The organism is Parasphingomonas puruogangriensis (genome assembly GCF_036663635.1).
Classification (GTDB): Bacteria; Pseudomonadota; Alphaproteobacteria; order Sphingomonadales; family Sphingomonadaceae; genus Sphingomonas.
The window spans coordinates 153,528-169,108 of sequence record NZ_JAXOJI010000002.1 but is presented as its reverse complement, the minus strand read 5'-3'; the positions used below and the strand labels follow the sequence as shown (position 1 = coordinate 169,108).

The following is a 15,581-nucleotide window of genomic DNA, read 5'->3' as shown; positions in this document are numbered from 1 at the left end:
AGCTCTCCCGCCTTTTGCTGATCGTGCAGACTATTGTCCTGATTAGAGAACTGTCAACCCAATTCGGCTTCTTTTATCGTTAGTGAGCGATTGTGGTCGATTAGCAACAGCATCACGCAGGCAAGGACGGCAACCAGCGCGAGCAATACGAAGAAGCCGCTGTGTACGGTACGGCTCCACAGCGTGCCGACCAGGCCGGCGGCAAGACTGCCGGCGAAGCTGGCCAGGAACCAGGCGGCGACCGTGGTCGCGCCTAATCCCCGCGGCGCGAGCCGGGCGAACAGGCCGAGGCCGGTGGGGAGGATGTGCAGTTCGCCCAGCGTCAGTATGACGAAGAACAGCACCAGCGACAGCCAGTGCGCCGGGCCGCCCACCGCTTCGACCGCGGCGAGCATCAGATAGGCGGCAGCGACGATCGCCGCGCCCAGGGCCATGCGGCGGGCAGGTCGCTCGACTGCGCCCGCCGCGCTACGGCGCCGCCAGAAGGCGAGCAGGAATGGGGTCATTGCCATCACCAGCAAAGGATTGAGCGACTGGAACCAGGTCATCGGGATGGTCATCGCGCCCGCCCGGCGATCGATGCCGACATCCGCCCACAGCGCCAACGTGTTGCCGACCTGCTCATAGGCACCGCGGAAGACGGTAACCGACAGCGCGATGGCGAGCAGCGTCAGGATCGTCTTGCGCGGGAAGCGGGCGCGTGGCGCCTCGACATGGGCAATCGGCTGGCGTGGCGCTTGGCTGGGCAGGAAACGCTGGCCCCAGATATAGAAACCAAGGCCGCCAAGCATGCCGATGCCGGCGGCACCGAAGCCCCAATGCCAGCCGTAGAGCTCCCCCAGGGTTCCGCAGATCAACGGCGCAAGGAAGCCGCCGATGTTCACCCCGACATAATAGACGTTATAGGCCGAGCCGGCCCTGGCATCGCCGGGCGCATAGAGATCGCCGATCTGGCTCGGCAGGCTAGGCAGGAACAGGCCGTTGCCAAGCGCGATGGTGATCAGCGCGGGATAGAAAAGTGGTTCGAACGCCATCATGAAATGGCCCGCGGCCATCACCGATCCGCCGATCAGAATGGCGTTGCGCTTGCCCAGGAACCGGTCAGCGATCACCCCGCCGACGATCGGCGTGAAATAGGCACAGGCGGTATAGGCACCGTAGACCAGGGAAGCCGAGCCCTGCGACATCATCAGCTGCTTGGTCATGTAATAGACGAGCAGCGCACGCATGCCGTAATAGGAGAATTGCTCCCACATATTGGTCAGGAACAGCACGGTCAGGCCGCGCGGGTGGCCAAACCAGGTCTGCTCCTCAGGGGCGCCGGTTGTCATGCCGCGAGCGCCGCGCCGGCCCCCCACACGTCCGGCCCGGCGTGAAGCGTGCCGTCGGCATAGACGACGCTGGGGATGTGATCCTGCGCAAGGAAGGTCGGGCCGTCGAGATCGACCAGATCGGCGATCTGGCCGAGCACGAAGGCGGGGGCGGTAGCAAGGCTGGTGCCGATCATCGTGCCGACCATCACGCCGAGCCCGAGCCGGCGCGCCTCCGCGGCCATCAGCAGTCCCTCGGTCAAGCCGCCGCATTTATCGAGCTTGATGTTGACCACGTCGAACCGGCCCGTGGCGGTGGCGAGATCGGCGAGCGACAACAGGCTTTCATCGCCGGCGATCGGAATGGCGGATCGGAAGCCCTCGAGGTCGGCATCATGGCCGCGCGCGAGGGGCTGCTCGAGTAGCGACACGTCGTAGCGGACCAGGCCCGTCACGAGCGCATCGAGATCGTGCCGCGCGAAGCCCTGGTTGCCGTCCACACCGAGCCACACGTCGGGGCGCGCGGCGCGAATGGCCGCGACGCGCGCGAGATCGAGATCAAGCTCGCCGGTCAGCTTCACCTTGAGCGATTTGGCACCGACATAGCCGGTCGCCATCGCCGCCATCGCCGCCGGCGTATCGGCACTCACGGTGAAGGTGGTGACGATCGCGCGCGGTGGGGTGTCGAGCCCGGCGAGCTGCCACACCGGCTGGCCGGCGCGCGCCGCTTCGAGCTCCCACATTGCCGCGTCGACCGCATTGCGTGCGCCGCCGGGGGGCAGGATCGTGCGCAATTGTTCACGCGTCGGCCCGGCCTCGATCGCGCCGCGGGTACGCTCGATCTCGGCCCGCATGTGTGCGAGATCGTCGCCAAGATAATAAGCGCCGGCACCTTCGCCGCGCCCGCGATGCACATCGTCGTCGAGCGTGACGACGAGGACATCGGCGGATTCGAACACATAGCCCGAGATGCGGAACGGCTGGGCGAGGCGCAGCGATTGGGTGGCGACGCCGAGCGACAGGCGCGACATCAGTAGTTCACCGTCATGGCAAGCAGGCTGTAGGTCGAGGCGACATACAGCACGGTGATGGTCGCCAGCAGCACCAGCACGCTCCACAGCTTGCGCGTCCAGCGCCGCCCGTCGCGCCACGTCAGCCACGCGTTCCAGGCGGCGATGCCGACCGCCCCGACGAACACGATCGCGCCCAGGATCTGGAGCAGCCACAGCCACAGGTCGGCGCTGGCGGTCATCGTGCTGATATCGCCAAACAGCACGGTAATGAGCGCTACCCAGCCCCCCAGCATGGCCAGGACCAGCCCTGCCATGATGCGGGTTGCCCGATACGCTTTCAGGGCGGGACCTGCCACGGCAGCTTTCGCGCGGTAGCGGCGGCGCACGTACCAGCTCGCCGGCCAGTAGAGCAGAGTGAGCAACAGCACCGCGAGACTGGCGTAGAGCGCGGGCATCAGCCACCCGGCCGAACGCGCGGCAGGCACGCGATCATACACCATGAAGGGCGAGATCAGGTCGAAACTCCAGCGCACCGGCTTACCGTCGACCAGTTTGGCGGCGAGGCGATCATGCCCGTTACGATCGCGCCACACGAACGGGGCGATCTCGTCCCATTGCTGCACCGCGCCGTTTGCGCCCTTCAGCGCCGGAATGACCAACGCGCCTTTGTCGTCGACGTTGATCTCGACTTGCCCGACCAGGTTGAGGATATTGATGAAGTTGGTGACGGACCGCCGGCTGACTTCCCAATGGCCGACCATCATCCGCGCATGCTCGGCGGCAGTCTTGGCATCGACGCGGCCGTCGCGGATGGTCGAGGGGAAATAGCGGTCGGCAAAATCCTGAAACAATTGCCCGCGCACGACGTGCGCCGCGCCGTCGCGACCGGCGCTGTTGAACGAGACGTAGAAGCCGACACGCTCGTTCATGAACAGGTGTAGCGAGGTGTGGAATTCGTTGGTGTCGCCGAGATGCGCGATGACCTTGCGGCCGTTAATGTTAGTCTCGAAAAAGCCGAGTTCCATACGGTTGAGCGGGGGTATGAGCGACATCGGATTGACCCGGTCGAGCGGGCTATCGTGCATCATCGCCGCGGTTTCGGGCTTCAGAATGCCGCGACCGCTGTCGAGATGCGCGATCATGAAGCGCGCCATGTCGATGCCCGAGGACGACATGCCACCGGCTGGTCCCGGGCCGACGAACTCGAAGCCCTTGGCGGGCAGCGAAGCGCGCTCATAACCAATCGCGGAATCGGCGCGCAGCTGTTTCGGCAGGGGCTGGCGGAAGCTGGAGTTGCGCATGTTCAGCGGCGCGAAGATGCGGCGTTCGACATAGTCGTCGAACGGCATGCCGGACACGCGCTGAACGATATAGGCGGCGAGCGCGGTGGCCCAGTTGGAATAATCCGGGGTGGTCCCGGCATCGAAGATCCGCGTCGGCACCCAGGCCTTGAGATACGCCTCCAGCGGCATGTTGATCTTGGGATCGTAGAAGATGATGTTCTTGAGCACCTCCTCGAACCCGCCGGTGTGCGTCATGATCTGGCGCAGGGTGACCGGCTGGCCGTTGCGCGGCGGTATCTTGAAATCGATATAGGCGTTCACGTCGCGATCGAGATCGAGCTTGCCCGCCTCGACCTGCTGCATCACGGCCGTCCAGGTGACCAGTTTTGAGGTCGAGCCCGGGCGGAACAGGGTGCGCGCCGGATCGACCGGGCGGCGCTTGGCGACATCGGCATAGCCGTAGCCGCGCGCCGCGATGACCTGGCCGTCCTTGACCACCGTAACCACTGCCCCGGCGATATCGCCGTTATGCAGAGCATAGGGCATATAGCCGTCAAGCCAGGCGTCGACATCCGTGGCGGTCAGCGCGTGGCTGCCGACCGGCGCGGGCGGCGGCGGCGCGGCGATCGTCATGGGCGGCGTCAATGGCGTCGCCAGCTGGGGCGATTGCGCCACCGCCATACTGCCGAACAGCATCGCCGCGATCGCGATCAGCTTTCCTACCCGCATCGAATTTCTCCTCAGCCATTGCCCAGCCGTCAGATCTTCTATAAATTCTGTATCGTTGATCTGATTGGGACATGATGATCCCGATTAGAGAATTGTCAATCCACGCGGAAGGATAATGTCTTGCCATCGCCGCCTACCTTGGGCGCCCTGTTGCGCGGCTTGCGTTCGCGCGAGGGGTGGACCCTCAAAGAAATGAGCGCGAAAAGCGGTATTCCGGTGTCGACGCTGTCCAAGATCGAACATGACCGGCTGACGCTGACCTATGACAAATTGCAGTCGCTGGCCGCGCGGCTGGGGCTGCGCCTATCCGATCTGTTCGCCGAGACCAAGGACGAGGCCGTGCAGCCGATCACCGCACGGCGCAGCCTGGGTGATGTCGCGCGCTCGGTGCGGGTCGAGACACCGAATTACGATTATTATTATCTGTGCACCGAATTGCGCCGCAAACGCATGATCCCGGTGATCACGAAGATCCGCGCCCGGACGGCCGAGCAGTTCGGCGAGCTGGTGCGGCACAGCGGTGAGGAATTCCTCTACGTGCTGAGCGGCAAGGTGGTGGTGCAGACCGAATTCTACGATCCGGTCACGCTCGGCCCGGGCGAAGTGCTGTATATCGATTCGAACATGGGCCACGCCTATCTGGCGGCGGAGGATTGCGACGAAGCCGAGGTGCTGGCGGTGATGTCCAGCCCCGAGGAGGAATTGATGCAATCGCTGCTGACGATCCACGAAGAACAACGCCAGGGGGCCACCGCCGTGAACGAGAATATGCCGACAAGCGCGGCGCGCACTACCGGGCGTGGCCGATGAGGCGCGTGCTGCTCGCCTTGCTGGCGTCCTCGCTGATCGTCGGCGCGCCGGCTGCCGCCAAGACCGACGATTATGCCGCGCGCGTGGCGCGTGTGCTGCGCGCGACGCCGCTGATCGACGGGCATAACGACTGGCCCGAGGCGCTGCGCGAACGCGAGGGTGCGGCGCGCTGGACTACCAATCTCAACGATCTGTCGGGACGGCCGGAGCGCTACAACACCGATATCGCACGGTTGCGCAAAGGCCTGGTCGGCGGGCAGTTCTGGTCCGTCTGGGTGTCGGCGGAGTTGCCGGGCAAGGAGCAGGTCGAACAGACGCTCGAGCAGATCGATCTCGTGAAATCGATCGTGGCGCGCTATCCGCAGGTCTTCGCGCTGGCGCGGACCGCGGACGATATGGTGCGGGCGCATACCGCGGGGCGGATCGGGTCGCTGATCGGCGTCGAGGGCGGTGGACAGATTGACGGCAACCTCTCCGTGTTGCGGTCTTATGCGGCGCTTGGTGCGGGCTATCTCACGCTGACGCATTCGCGCACGATCGAATGGGCGGATTCGGCGACCGACGATCCCAAGCATAAGGGCCTGACCGATTTCGGCAGGCAGGTGGTGCTGGAGCTTAACCGCCTCGGCATGCTGGTCGATCTCAGCCATGTCAGCGAAGCAACCATGCGCGATGCGCTGGCGGTGACCAAGGCACCGGTGATCTTCTCGCATTCCAGCGCCCGCGCGATCGACGATCATCCGCGCAACGTCTCCGATGCCGTGCTCAAGCTGGTGCGCGCCAATGGTGGCGTGGTGATGGTCAATTATGCGCCGATCTATGTCTCGGACGCCTATCGCCGCTGGTCGGCGGATGCGGCGGCGGAGAAGACCCGGCTCAACGCGCCGCCGTTCGGTGGGCTCGACATCGGCCAGCCGGACAAGGCAGCAGCGGATTATGCCGCGTGGGCGAAGGCGCATCCGGCGCCGCGCGTGACGCTGTCCGAGGTTGCCGATCACATCGACCATATCGCCAAGGTGGCGGGCGCGGATCATGTCGGCTTGGGGTCGGATTTCGACGGGGTGGGAGATACGCTGCCCGAGGGGTTGCAGGACGTGTCAACCTATCCCGCCTTGCTCGCCGAACTGATGCGCCGGGGGTGGAGCGATGGCGACGTGGCGAAGCTTGCCGGCGGCAATGTGCTGCGCGTGATGCGTGGCGCGGAGCAGGTCAAGGCGAGCCTGGCGGGGGCGGGCAAGCGGTAGCTCAGATCGGCAGTTCGTGCGTCGATTTGATGTCGGACAGGGCGACGGTCGAGGTGATTTCCTGGATGCCGGCAAGCTTGCTCAGTTTGTCGAAGAAGAAGCGCTCATAGGCATCGATATCGGGCGTCACGATGCGCAGCATGAAATCCGTCTGCCCCATCAGCACATAGGCATCGAGCACCTCGGGAAAAGCGCGAATCGCCGCGCTGAACTCGTCGAGATTGGCGCGGCCGTGCGCGTTGAGGCGCACTTGCGCGAAAATATGCGCGTTTAGCCCAACCTTGCGGCGATCGACCAAGGCGACGCGCCCGCGAATGATCCCCTCTCGCTCGAGCCGATCGACCCGGCGCCAACATGGCGACGCCGACAGCCCGACCTTGGCGGCAAGCTCGGCCATGGTCTGAGTGCCGTCCCGCTGTAATTCACGCAGTATCTTCTTCTCAAAGGGGTCTAGATCGGTCATTTTAACCGATCTAGACAGTCTTTCGGCAAATTCTACCCCGATGAGCACTAGGGAAGGGTGAACGAGGCAAGATTTGCCGCCGCTGCCCGCAGATAACGTCGCGACAGCATTTGGAGCGACGATCATGGTTTCGAGCACGTTGGCAATTCCATCACCCGAACAGGTGCATCTGTTTGACCGGGCACGCGACGGCTTCGACGGCGCCATCGTGTTGCATTCGACCGCCCTCGGCCCTGCCGCGGGCGGGTGCCGGCTGTGGCAGTATGCCGATCGCAGCGCGATGATCCAGGATGCCTGCCGGCTGGCCGAGGGCATGACCTACAAGAATGCGCTGGCCGGACTGCCGCTTGGCGGCGGCAAGGCCGTGCTGCAGCTGCCGGCCGATCCAGCCGACCGAGCGGCGTTGTTCACCGCCTTTGGGCGCGCCGTGCGCGCGTTGGACGGCTGCTATGTGACCGCCGAGGATGTCGGCACCAGCGTAGCCGATATGAGCATCGTCGCGAGGGAAACGCATCACGTCGCCGGTCTGCCGTTGCGTGCCGGCGCGGTGGGCGGCGATCCCTCGCCATGGACTGCGCGCGGCGTGCTGCTGGCCATGCAGCATGCCGTGCGTCGGCGGCTGGGGCGCGATCTTGCCGACTGCACCGTGGCGATTCAGGGCGTTGGCCATGTCGGCGCGGCGCTCGCAAATCTGCTGCATAAGGCAGGGGCAAAGTTGATCATTGCCGATCTCAACTCTGCGGCGGCGGCGCGCGTCGCCGTGGCGCTGGGTGCCGAGATCGCTACTGCGGACTCGATCCTGTGGCGCAAGGCCGACGTCTTCGCGCCCTGTGCGTTAGGGGGCGTGCTGAACCGGCGTACGATCGGCAAATTGACGGCGACGGTGGTGTGCGGCGCTGCCAACAATCAGTTGGGCGGGCCGGACGATGCGGCGCGGCTGGCCGATCGTGATATCCTATATGCGCCGGATTTCGCGGTGAACGCCGGCGGCATCATCAACGTTGCCGCAGAGTATTTCGCGTGGCCCGTAGCAGCGGCCACCGAGCTGATGGATCGGATCCCGGCGACGTTGCACCATGTGCTCGAGATAGCGGCGCGGCAGGGGCTATCGAACCACGCTGCGGCGGAAAGCCTTGCCCAGCAAATGATCTTGGCCGGTAGCGTCGACCGGCGATCCGCCGCGTGAGCATGGTCGACTGTTCCAGTGGGCATCGTTTCGACGTCCGCGGCAGCGCGTCTCCCGACTTTCCGTCGCGCGTCCTCGACTTGTTTGCGCAGCGTTCACTGCGTTTCGATCGCGTGGTGATTATCGACCGTGGGGATGTGTACGCACTGATCATCCGGCAGCGTGGTCTGACGTGGGACCAGGCCACCATCCTGCTTCACAAGATGCGCGCCATGGTGGTGGTCGCAAGCGCCGAGTTGCGCGCCATCTAGAGATCCCGGCTTCGGACCATATCCAGCCGCGTGCCGACCGGCGGCGCGAACAGAATGCCGGAAGCTGAGGATTATGCCCGGCTTTGGGGGCAACCTACCGTGCCTCTGCAAAACTGTACGGTCGTCCGAGCCGGGCGGCGATTAGGGTGCTCAGGGGGCCCGATCTAGAAATTTACCGACAGCCACGACAGTCTGTGTGCCGCGTCTGGGCAATTCTTTGTCTGATAAATTACAACGGCAAAGCCATCGCAAGATTGGTGACCCCTACGGACGCGGATGCGCCTTGTTAACTTATTGGTATAAAACGATAAAAGATCGTTTACACCTATTAGTGCCATCAGAGATACCATCAGGATGCCGGGATGATTTGCTGTGCTTTGATACGATCCACGGTGGTATTGATTGAAGGGGGAGGGGCTTCGCTCCCATTCTATGATGGCAGCTGGGCCTTTAGCCGAACCGCAACTTTCCTTTAGCGCTGATGCGAATAATCACTGGTTCGATTGGCCTCCAAAGCCGCGATAGTCCACGCTTTGGCGTCTCGGCGACTTTGCTGCACCGACCATCAACCGCGTTTTCATCAGTTCGATCGATCAAAGGATCGCCACTGCACGTCGCGCAAGGTCGACGTGCAACAGACGGCCATAGGCATCAGCAAGCAGCACGCCTCCCGCCGTATCATCCTCCGCTATGGGCGCTCTCGCGACGCAGCGTAACGCGTCTTCGGCCGCGTGGCGCAGGGTCAGCCGCATTGCCTTGGTGCCCGATGCGCCGTTCACGATCATCAGACCGGGCGTGCCATCTGCGGGCGGGCCGATACGGTGCCGGCCGAAATCGCCGCTCTGGATTGTATCGAGCGTACCGTCCTTGTTGTCGCGCGCTGCCATCATGCGAACCACTTCCCGCTCGGCCTGATCGGTCCAACTGACGAAGGGCAGCGTCACATCCTGGGACGTCGGCAATTCCAGCCAGTTGAACCCCCGCATCGGATCCCAGAACCAGTCCGCCGGCGGCAAAATACGCACGCTTCCGCCCGAGGTCGCTGGCTTGCCGATCCGCGTCTCGAGCGTGCGCGTATCTCTGAGCTGGAACATTTCCAGTAAGTGGCACCGCTCCGGCTGCGTCGTGCGCGTGATCCAGGCATGGCATTGCGGCTGGTGCAGGAAGCCAATGGCGCGCAATTGCTCGGTTAGCTTGCAAGACCACAGGAATTCGATCGCGGGGGCTTCAGCGCACAGCTTGACGAGATCGAGCGCGCCGATTTCGCCGCCGATCTGCACCAGCCATTCCCCGTCCGACGTCACGTCATGATGCGCGATCAACCGAACCGTGCCGATCTCGTGGAACTGGCGCCGATGGCTGGCGAAGCGTGTCAGCCGGCGTACGTCCACGGTCGCTCCGGGTACCTGCTGCACCATGATCACGTTCGCCCCGCTACCGACCGCGACCAGCCCCACGACGTCGCCGACATTGCCCTGCCAAAGCGGCTGTCCCCTGCGGTCGAGCAGTTGCAAGAGGCTATTCTCGCGCCAGACGACAGCATCGCCATTGCGCAGCAGGCAAGCATGTCGCACCGGTGCGGCGTGTGCGGCCGGTGGTGGCAGATGCCAGTTGTCGGACGGCTTGGCTGGGGCCGCATACATCTTGCGCAATTTTGCCAGGTCGGTGGCGAAGACCTCCTGCCGGGCTTGGCGGAGCAACGCGGTCAGCGTCTCGAAATCGCGCTGCGCGAGACTGGCCGACGCCCCTTCGATGATTGCGCGCACAAGCCCATCGATCACGATCGGCGCAGGACCCTGCCAGAATGCGGCTTGCTCGATCCGCTTACTGTCGGCTAGCCGCACCATGCTTTGCAACAGCGCGAGCAGATCGCCGCCGACATCGTCACCCTCATTCCGGACCCACGATTGCACACGCTGCAGCGCCAGCGCGAACGGTGCGACGCCATCGGCCATCATAGGAAAATCGGCGAAGCCCTGCCGCGCAATGTCTTCCTCGGTCCAGCGTGCGGTCAATAGCGTGCGGACCAGCACCTCGGCCGGAATGGCATTGCCGGCGAGCTCAAGCGCACCCTGCAACCATTCGCGCCGCCGCTCGATCAGTATCTTATCGGTCTTGGCGAGCGCGTCGGTTACCTGAAGCGCGCGCAGATGCTGGTCGGTAGCGATGAGCATGTCGGTCCATGCCTTGACCACGCCGGTGTGATAGTCCGCGTCGTGCTTGCGGCTGTCCTCTGCCAGCGTGTCGAAACAGCCGGTGCGGCGCGCCAAAGCAAGCGCGGTATCGCTCTTGCCTGCCTTGTAGAACAAGCGGATATAGACCACTGGATCGAGCTTCGCGTCGAGCGCGAGCTTCGCCGCGTCCGAGTAGAGCATGCCCTTTTCGAGTGTCAGGACCGCCGTCAGGTGATCGCCGAGCAATTGCGCATGGACATAGGCGGCACGCCGGTGATCGCCTTGCGCCTCGAGCGTGGCGGCGAGCGCGGCATAGCGCTGGCGCATCGTATCGAAAGTGCCACCCCCTAGGATCGGCATGCTGAAAAGACCGCTACCGATGTTAAAATCGAGCGACGACCGGATGCCGGGTAGGCGCGCGGGGAATCCGGAGCGCTTTGTCTTCTGGCCGGGATCGCCGAGCTTCAGCGCCAGTTTCAGCGCGCTGTCCACATCACCTGATTGCAGCAGCTTCTCGACCATTTGCATCCGGCTGCCGAACGCCGCGATCAGCCCCTTGCCGAGCGGTGTGTGCCAGCGCACCCAGCCGGCTAGGTTTTCGAGCACGCCGGGTTCAGCGGCCGCGGTACCCGCTCCACCTCTACCGGTGCCGTCACCGCCCTCGCCGATCGCGGGGCCGCCGAACAGCTTGCCCCACGCTTGACGAGCGATGGCACCCAGCCGCGTGCGCTCGTGCAGCGCCCGCAACGCCGCCTCGGTAGTGTCGAACGCGGCGATCCCGCCCTCGGCGATCACCAGTTGGGCATGCGACACCCGCATCGGCGCGTCGCCATCCACCGGGCGAGCAAAGGAAGAATGGGTGGCGGCCGATCGATGCACTACGACCGCTGGCATGTCCCATAAAGCCGCCAGAGGAAGCGCTTCCAGAGCATCGAGCGCGATCGTCCGCGACCGCGCGCCCCACCACAGTTCGACCCTCTGCGGCACCGCCTTTGGCGGTACCGGTCTTGCGCCGACATGCCGCTCGGCGACGTAACTGCTCAGCGTGGCGCTGTCCGCCACCAAGCGGAGCGCCGTCGGCAGCACCGCTGGATCGACCACGCGCTCGGCAACGAATGTCGCCACCAGCACTTTGGTGTCGCTCAGCGTACCTGTCCAAATCCCTGCGATATAGTCGCGGAGCGGCCGCAGCCGCCTGAGATCCGCGTCATTATGTCCGACGATCACAACGCCGTCGCACATCACGTCCGGCGGATGGGTCGGTCGCTCGGGAAATGCCGGCCCAAGTCCGCGCCGGCTGCGCGTGGCGGCGGCACTGCGCTCAGCCACGGAGCACCCCCTGCGCATCGAGATCGATCGCCTCTTCGATCAGATCGGCCAAGGCCAGGCGCGTACACGCGTACGGCACGTCGCGTCGCGGCCGCCGATAGGCTAGCAGCTCCGCCGGCGCCCCGCTCTCGTCGAGCGTCACCGCCAGAATGCCGTCATAAGTGATCTGCAACTCGCCCACCCGCGTTGCATCGTCGCCCAGTCGCAGCACCGTCTCGCGCACTCGCCGCTCGTCGCCCCGGATCGCGATAACGCGCACGGTGCCGTCACCGCCGAAGCGCGCGTCGGACCAGATCGTGGCGACGACCTTGTCGTCGTCCATCTTGGCGATCAGCGGCGTCTCGTAATTGGCGAGCAAGAAATCGCGACCGCCATCCCCGGCTACCGTCCAGTGATTGGGCTGCGTGCTATAGGCCAGGCTGGCGTGCGATCCCGAATAGATCATGCCGCACAGGGTATCGGGGTCGATCGGGGAGTCGCCTTCGGCATAATCTCTGATGGCGGAGTTGTTGGTCCGCCGCACCTTCAGCACGGGTTTGCCATACTCAACCGCGCGAATGACGTGGTGGGCGCCGTTGCCGTGGAAAATCTGCGTCTGGGAGTGGATCACGCGGAAGGCGGTCGCCGAGCTGTCCTTTGTGAAATCGAGGGCGAACTTGCGGCCATGCGTCGAGTAGAATCCGACGCCGCCGCCCTCGTCGAACAGCATCGGCAACGCGTAGCGATGCTGGCCACGGAACAGATGTGCTGCGACCGCATCGCACGATCGGATATCGGACGGTCCGATCGGGTTCATCCCGGTGCGCACGCTGATCATCGCCAGCGTCAGGGTTTCCCGACCTGCTCGATCATGCTGCACCAGCACGCTGAGGTCGCCACCCTGCCGCAACCGAACGCCGGCCAGCCGCATATCCGGCGCGATCGGCAAAAAAAACGCGTCCGTCCGCTCGGCCCGAGTAACACCCATCAGGACCAGCAAGCCGCGCGCGACACGCAGAACCTTGCCGCTGCCATGCGGCGCGATCAGATAGAGCGGTTCCCACCCTGACCGCGCCGTGCGCTGCAATTTAGGGAGCTCAGCCTGCGCGGGCTTGAGCGGCGTAAACGGCGTGTTGAGCGCGGATAGGCAAATCGCGTTGGCGGGGAAATCGAGCGCCGCGCGGCGCGCCTCGCGGCCTTTGCGCCGGATCGCGATATCGGCGATGCGGGCCTCATCCGCCACCGGCGCGCGCACAGCGAAGCTGAGCGCTTGTGGCGCGTGGCTGACTGCACGCTGCGACAAAGCGGTCGGCAGGCGATCGGCGGCACCAATAGTCCAGTCGACCAACCGCCGATCGGCATCGCGCTTCGGCGCCTCCGCCAGCGTCTCCCACAGCGCGTGTGCTTCCTCCACGTCCTCGACGCTGGCCTCGCGGTGGCTGGCGGCGCGCAGGAAGCGCTTGATCGTATTGATCGACAGCGCATCAAACCAGACCGCCCCGTCGGCGCGTGGCACGAAGCACCAATGGAACGCTGCATTACGCTCAGCGGCCACACGCCCGAGGAAAAAGATCGCCGCCAGTGCGAGAACGCGGCCATGCCCCAGCAGTCCAGGCCCGACCGACACGGTCAGGCGATAGACCGGGGTCGCCCCCGGATCGGCATATTCCTTCTCGTGATACAACGTTTCGGATTCGGCCAGCCGGCGCAGGAATTCGATCGGCGCTTCGGTGCGCAGTAGCAATTCACTCTGTACGATATGCGCGATGTCGCCGCGCAAGGTGAGACCGCCAAGCCCTTCAAAGTCGCCCTGCGGACGCAGCGCGACATCATCGAAGCTACCGATCAGACGCTCGAATTGCGAAAGCTGCCCATGCAGCACTTCCCGCAGCGGTGCGGACAGTTGATCGAGCACCGGACCGAACGCCGCATAAGCCGGCGGCAACGCGTCGCGCGCCGCCTCGCTCACGCCGCGGCCAGACGATAATGCGACAGCGGCATGCGAGCGCCGAGCGCGTATAGATCGGCCTGGCTGGTCAGCGCCGCATCTTCGGCGAAGTGGGGGACGATGATCGCGAGGCCGCGCAAAGCATAAACCGCCGCCAAAGCCTGACGCAGCGACGCCTGTGCGTGCGTCGGTGCGGCGATTTCGACGCCGACCGGTAACCACCACCCGGCGGCTTCCTCATAGAGAGGAACGCCGTCCAGCGCCGGCAGGATCGCGTCCGCCGCGCCATTCCCATCGTGCACTGATGCCGCGAAAAGCACGATCCAATTGGCGCCATGATCGACCGTCACCTCGTCGAACAGCGCCGATTTAAGGGCCATCTGCGCGATCACATCCTCGACCACGCCGACCCCGCGCACGATCGTTGCCGTTACCTCCTGCACCGCCGCGACGCGACGCCAGTGCATCATCCACCCCCGGTTGGCGGCTTCGGACCCCACGGCCCCTGGGCTACGTTCGGCGTGACGCTCGACGTCGCAGCGACGAAGGTTGGTCCAGTTGCGGTCGCAACTTTGGCTTCCGCCTGCGGTGCCGCAACCGGTGCATCTAGGACACTCTTGATACTGGTACGCAGCACCCGCAATTGCTGCGGCATGTCGTCGCCCGCGAAGGCCGCGTCGATCCGCGTCAACATCGTCTCCAGCCGCACCAGCCAAATCTCGTACAGCCGGTCTGTGGCTAGCGCCGGGCGCGCGTCGAGCAGCTGCGTCGCTTGCGTGGTCAACCGCGCGGCATGCGCGGTCGGGCCGTAAGTCGCGTGCACTACGCTTTCGCTCAGCACAGGATTGAAGCTGTGCTGGAGTTCGGCATGCAGCAATTCGCTCGCCTCGGCTTGCTGCGCCTTGTCCTGCACCAGATAGGTGATCGGCCACAGATCCTGGGGTCCCGCCGCCGCCGCGCCGCGCAGCAATGCCGCGGCGGCGATCAGCTTTTGCGCCTTGACGATCTTACGATCCGACATCGTCACGCCGATCAGCCGCATCTTGCGAACGAGATGCGCGTAGCTTTCGATTACGGGCGACAGATCGATCGCCAGCGCCGCGCGGTGCAACGCGGCGATTGTCGCGGTATCGAGCGGCGTGCTCGGCTCACCGCCGGCATTCATCCGCCAGCCGGTGCGCAGTAGATCGGGCAGCTCATCCTCACCCACCGGATCGACGAACATCGTGATCAGGAAGCGATCGGCAAACGCGGCAAGTTGCGCATCCTCAGGAAGCGCGTTGGACGCGGCAATGCAGGAAATCAGCGGCGTTGTGATGCTATACTGCCCGCGACGATAGGTGCGCTCGTTGAGAATCTTGAGCAGCGTGTTGAGGATGGCGGTCGATCCGAGAAAGATTTCGTCGAGGAACGCGACCTCGGAGCATGCCCGCCGTCACCGGCTCGACCCGTCCGTCCTTCAGCGCGTTGAGGTCGAGCGCGCCGAAGAGTTCGGAAGGCTCGGTGAAGCGCCCGAGCAGATATTCGAATGTTGTCGCGTCGATCGCCCCCGCCACGGCCTGCACCGCCGCCGACTTGCCCGTGCCCGGTGGCCCGATTAGCAACACATGCTCGCGCGCGACCAGCCCGAGCATGATCAGCTCGAGCACCGCCCGCCGCGCGACGAAGCGTGAGCTCAGCCGATCGATATGCGCATTTAGCGCCGCCACGGTTTCGACAAAGTCGACCGGCTGATCCTCTACGCCACTCATGGATTCGTGCCCCCCGACTTCACACGGGATTTGCAGATGTTGTTGGCAATGCGCAAATTCTTTTAGGGCTTGCTCGGGCGATGAGGCTCGTGCGGTCGTGCTGGTGGAGGA

13 protein-coding genes are annotated in these 15,581 nt (G+C 64.7%); 4 read left to right on the top strand and 9 right to left on the bottom strand.

Annotated elements, in window-relative coordinates:
• Positions 1 to 53: 53 nt before the first annotated feature.
• The 3 genes from U1739_RS06320 to U1739_RS06310 are packed head-to-tail and all read right to left on the bottom strand — an operon-like array spanning position 54 to position 4,335.
• Positions 54 to 1,331, bottom strand: a complete 1,278-nt coding sequence (locus tag U1739_RS06320) for a peptide MFS transporter (protein ID WP_332705267.1) — start codon at positions 1,329 to 1,331, stop codon at positions 54 to 56.
• Complete coding sequence (locus tag U1739_RS06315) at positions 1,328 to 2,341, bottom strand: dipeptide epimerase (RefSeq protein WP_332705264.1); 1,014 nt, start codon at positions 2,339 to 2,341, stop codon at positions 1,328 to 1,330. The genes U1739_RS06320 and U1739_RS06315 overlap by 4 nt, the downstream gene beginning before the upstream one ends.
• Positions 2,341 to 4,335 carry a serine hydrolase domain-containing protein gene (locus U1739_RS06310; protein WP_332705261.1) on the bottom strand — a complete coding sequence of 665 codons (1,995 nt, stop codon included), beginning with the start codon at positions 4,333 to 4,335 and terminating at the stop codon, positions 2,341 to 2,343. Before U1739_RS06310 ends, U1739_RS06315 begins: the two co-directional genes overlap by 1 nt.
• A gap of 120 nt (positions 4,336 to 4,455) precedes the next feature.
• On the opposite strand from U1739_RS06310, the gene U1739_RS06305 reads away from it, so the two are divergent.
• Positions 4,456 to 5,145: a helix-turn-helix domain-containing protein gene (locus U1739_RS06305; RefSeq protein ID WP_332705258.1), complete on the top strand. Its 690-nt coding sequence runs from the start codon at positions 4,456 to 4,458 to the stop codon at positions 5,143 to 5,145.
• Positions 5,142 to 6,389, top strand: coding sequence for a dipeptidase (locus U1739_RS06300; RefSeq protein ID WP_332705255.1), 1,248 nt, complete (start codon positions 5,142 to 5,144; stop codon positions 6,387 to 6,389). The genes U1739_RS06305 and U1739_RS06300 overlap by 4 nt, the downstream gene beginning before the upstream one ends.
• Position 6,390: 1 nt before the next feature.
• Here the strand turns inward: U1739_RS06300 and U1739_RS06295 are convergent, their stop codons facing one another.
• Positions 6,391 to 6,852 carry an Lrp/AsnC family transcriptional regulator gene (locus U1739_RS06295; protein ID WP_332705252.1) on the bottom strand — a complete coding sequence of 154 codons (462 nt, stop codon included), beginning with the start codon at positions 6,850 to 6,852 and terminating at the stop codon, positions 6,391 to 6,393.
• Positions 6,853 to 6,976: 124 nt separating this feature from the next.
• On the opposite strand from U1739_RS06295, the gene U1739_RS06290 reads away from it, so the two are divergent.
• Together U1739_RS06290 and U1739_RS06285 are read left to right on the top strand one after the other, a co-directional pair.
• Entirely contained in the window at positions 6,977 to 8,038 is a 1,062-nt protein-coding gene (locus U1739_RS06290) for a Glu/Leu/Phe/Val family dehydrogenase (RefSeq protein WP_332705249.1), read from the top strand.
• 2 nt (positions 8,039 to 8,040) lie between these two features.
• Complete coding sequence (locus U1739_RS06285) at positions 8,041 to 8,289, top strand: ACT-like domain-containing protein (RefSeq protein ID WP_503647077.1); 249 nt, start codon at positions 8,041 to 8,043, stop codon at positions 8,287 to 8,289.
• A gap of 593 nt (positions 8,290 to 8,882) precedes the next feature.
• Here the strand turns inward: U1739_RS06285 and U1739_RS06280 are convergent.
• The 5 genes from U1739_RS06280 to U1739_RS06260 are packed head-to-tail and all read right to left on the bottom strand — an operon-like array spanning position 8,883 to position 15,470.
• Positions 8,883 to 11,792 (bottom strand): hypothetical protein, encoded by a 2,910-nt coding sequence (locus tag U1739_RS06280; RefSeq protein WP_332705243.1) that lies wholly within the window; start codon positions 11,790 to 11,792, stop codon positions 8,883 to 8,885.
• The gene (locus U1739_RS06275) at positions 11,785 to 13,740 is read right to left on the bottom strand and encodes a hypothetical protein (protein WP_332705240.1); all 1,956 of its coding nucleotides are present in this window, start codon (positions 13,738 to 13,740) and stop codon (positions 11,785 to 11,787) included. The genes U1739_RS06280 and U1739_RS06275 overlap by 8 nt, the downstream gene beginning before the upstream one ends.
• Positions 13,737 to 14,186, bottom strand: coding sequence for a hypothetical protein (locus U1739_RS06270; RefSeq protein WP_332705237.1), 450 nt, complete (start codon positions 14,184 to 14,186; stop codon positions 13,737 to 13,739). Before U1739_RS06270 ends, U1739_RS06275 begins: the two co-directional genes overlap by 4 nt.
• Positions 14,186 to 15,085, bottom strand: coding sequence for a hypothetical protein (locus U1739_RS06265; protein WP_332706568.1), 900 nt, complete (start codon positions 15,083 to 15,085; stop codon positions 14,186 to 14,188). The genes U1739_RS06270 and U1739_RS06265 overlap by 1 nt, the downstream gene beginning before the upstream one ends.
• Positions 15,039 to 15,470 (bottom strand): AAA family ATPase, encoded by a 432-nt coding sequence (locus U1739_RS06260; RefSeq protein ID WP_332705234.1) that lies wholly within the window; start codon positions 15,468 to 15,470, stop codon positions 15,039 to 15,041. The genes U1739_RS06265 and U1739_RS06260 overlap by 47 nt, the downstream gene beginning before the upstream one ends.
• Between the last annotated feature and the right edge of the window lie 111 nt (positions 15,471 to 15,581).

Bases quoted from the DNA above. Each gene is read 5' to 3' on its own strand.
- U1739_RS06320 (WP_332705267.1), bottom strand. From the start codon at position 1,331: ATGACAACCGGCGCCCCTGAGGAGCAGACCTGGTTTGGCCACCCGCGC.
- U1739_RS06315 (WP_332705264.1), bottom strand. From the start codon at position 2,341: ATGTCGCGCCTGTCGCTCGGCGTCGCCACCCAATCGCTGCGCCTCGCC.
- U1739_RS06310 (WP_332705261.1), bottom strand. From the start codon at position 4,335: ATGCGGGTAGGAAAGCTGATCGCGATCGCGGCGATGCTGTTCGGCAGT.
- U1739_RS06300 (WP_332705255.1), top strand. From the start codon at position 5,142: ATGAGGCGCGTGCTGCTCGCCTTGCTGGCGTCCTCGCTGATCGTCGGC.
- U1739_RS06295 (WP_332705252.1), bottom strand. From the start codon at position 6,852: ATGACCGATCTAGACCCCTTTGAGAAGAAGATACTGCGTGAATTACAG.
- U1739_RS06290 (WP_332705249.1), top strand. From the start codon at position 6,977: ATGGTTTCGAGCACGTTGGCAATTCCATCACCCGAACAGGTGCATCTG.
- U1739_RS06285 (WP_503647077.1), top strand. From the start codon at position 8,041: ATGGTCGACTGTTCCAGTGGGCATCGTTTCGACGTCCGCGGCAGCGCG.
- U1739_RS06270 (WP_332705237.1), bottom strand. From the start codon at position 14,186: ATGCACTGGCGTCGCGTCGCGGCGGTGCAGGAGGTAACGGCAACGATC.
- U1739_RS06260 (WP_332705234.1), bottom strand. From the start codon at position 15,470: ATGAGTGGCGTAGAGGATCAGCCGGTCGACTTTGTCGAAACCGTGGCG.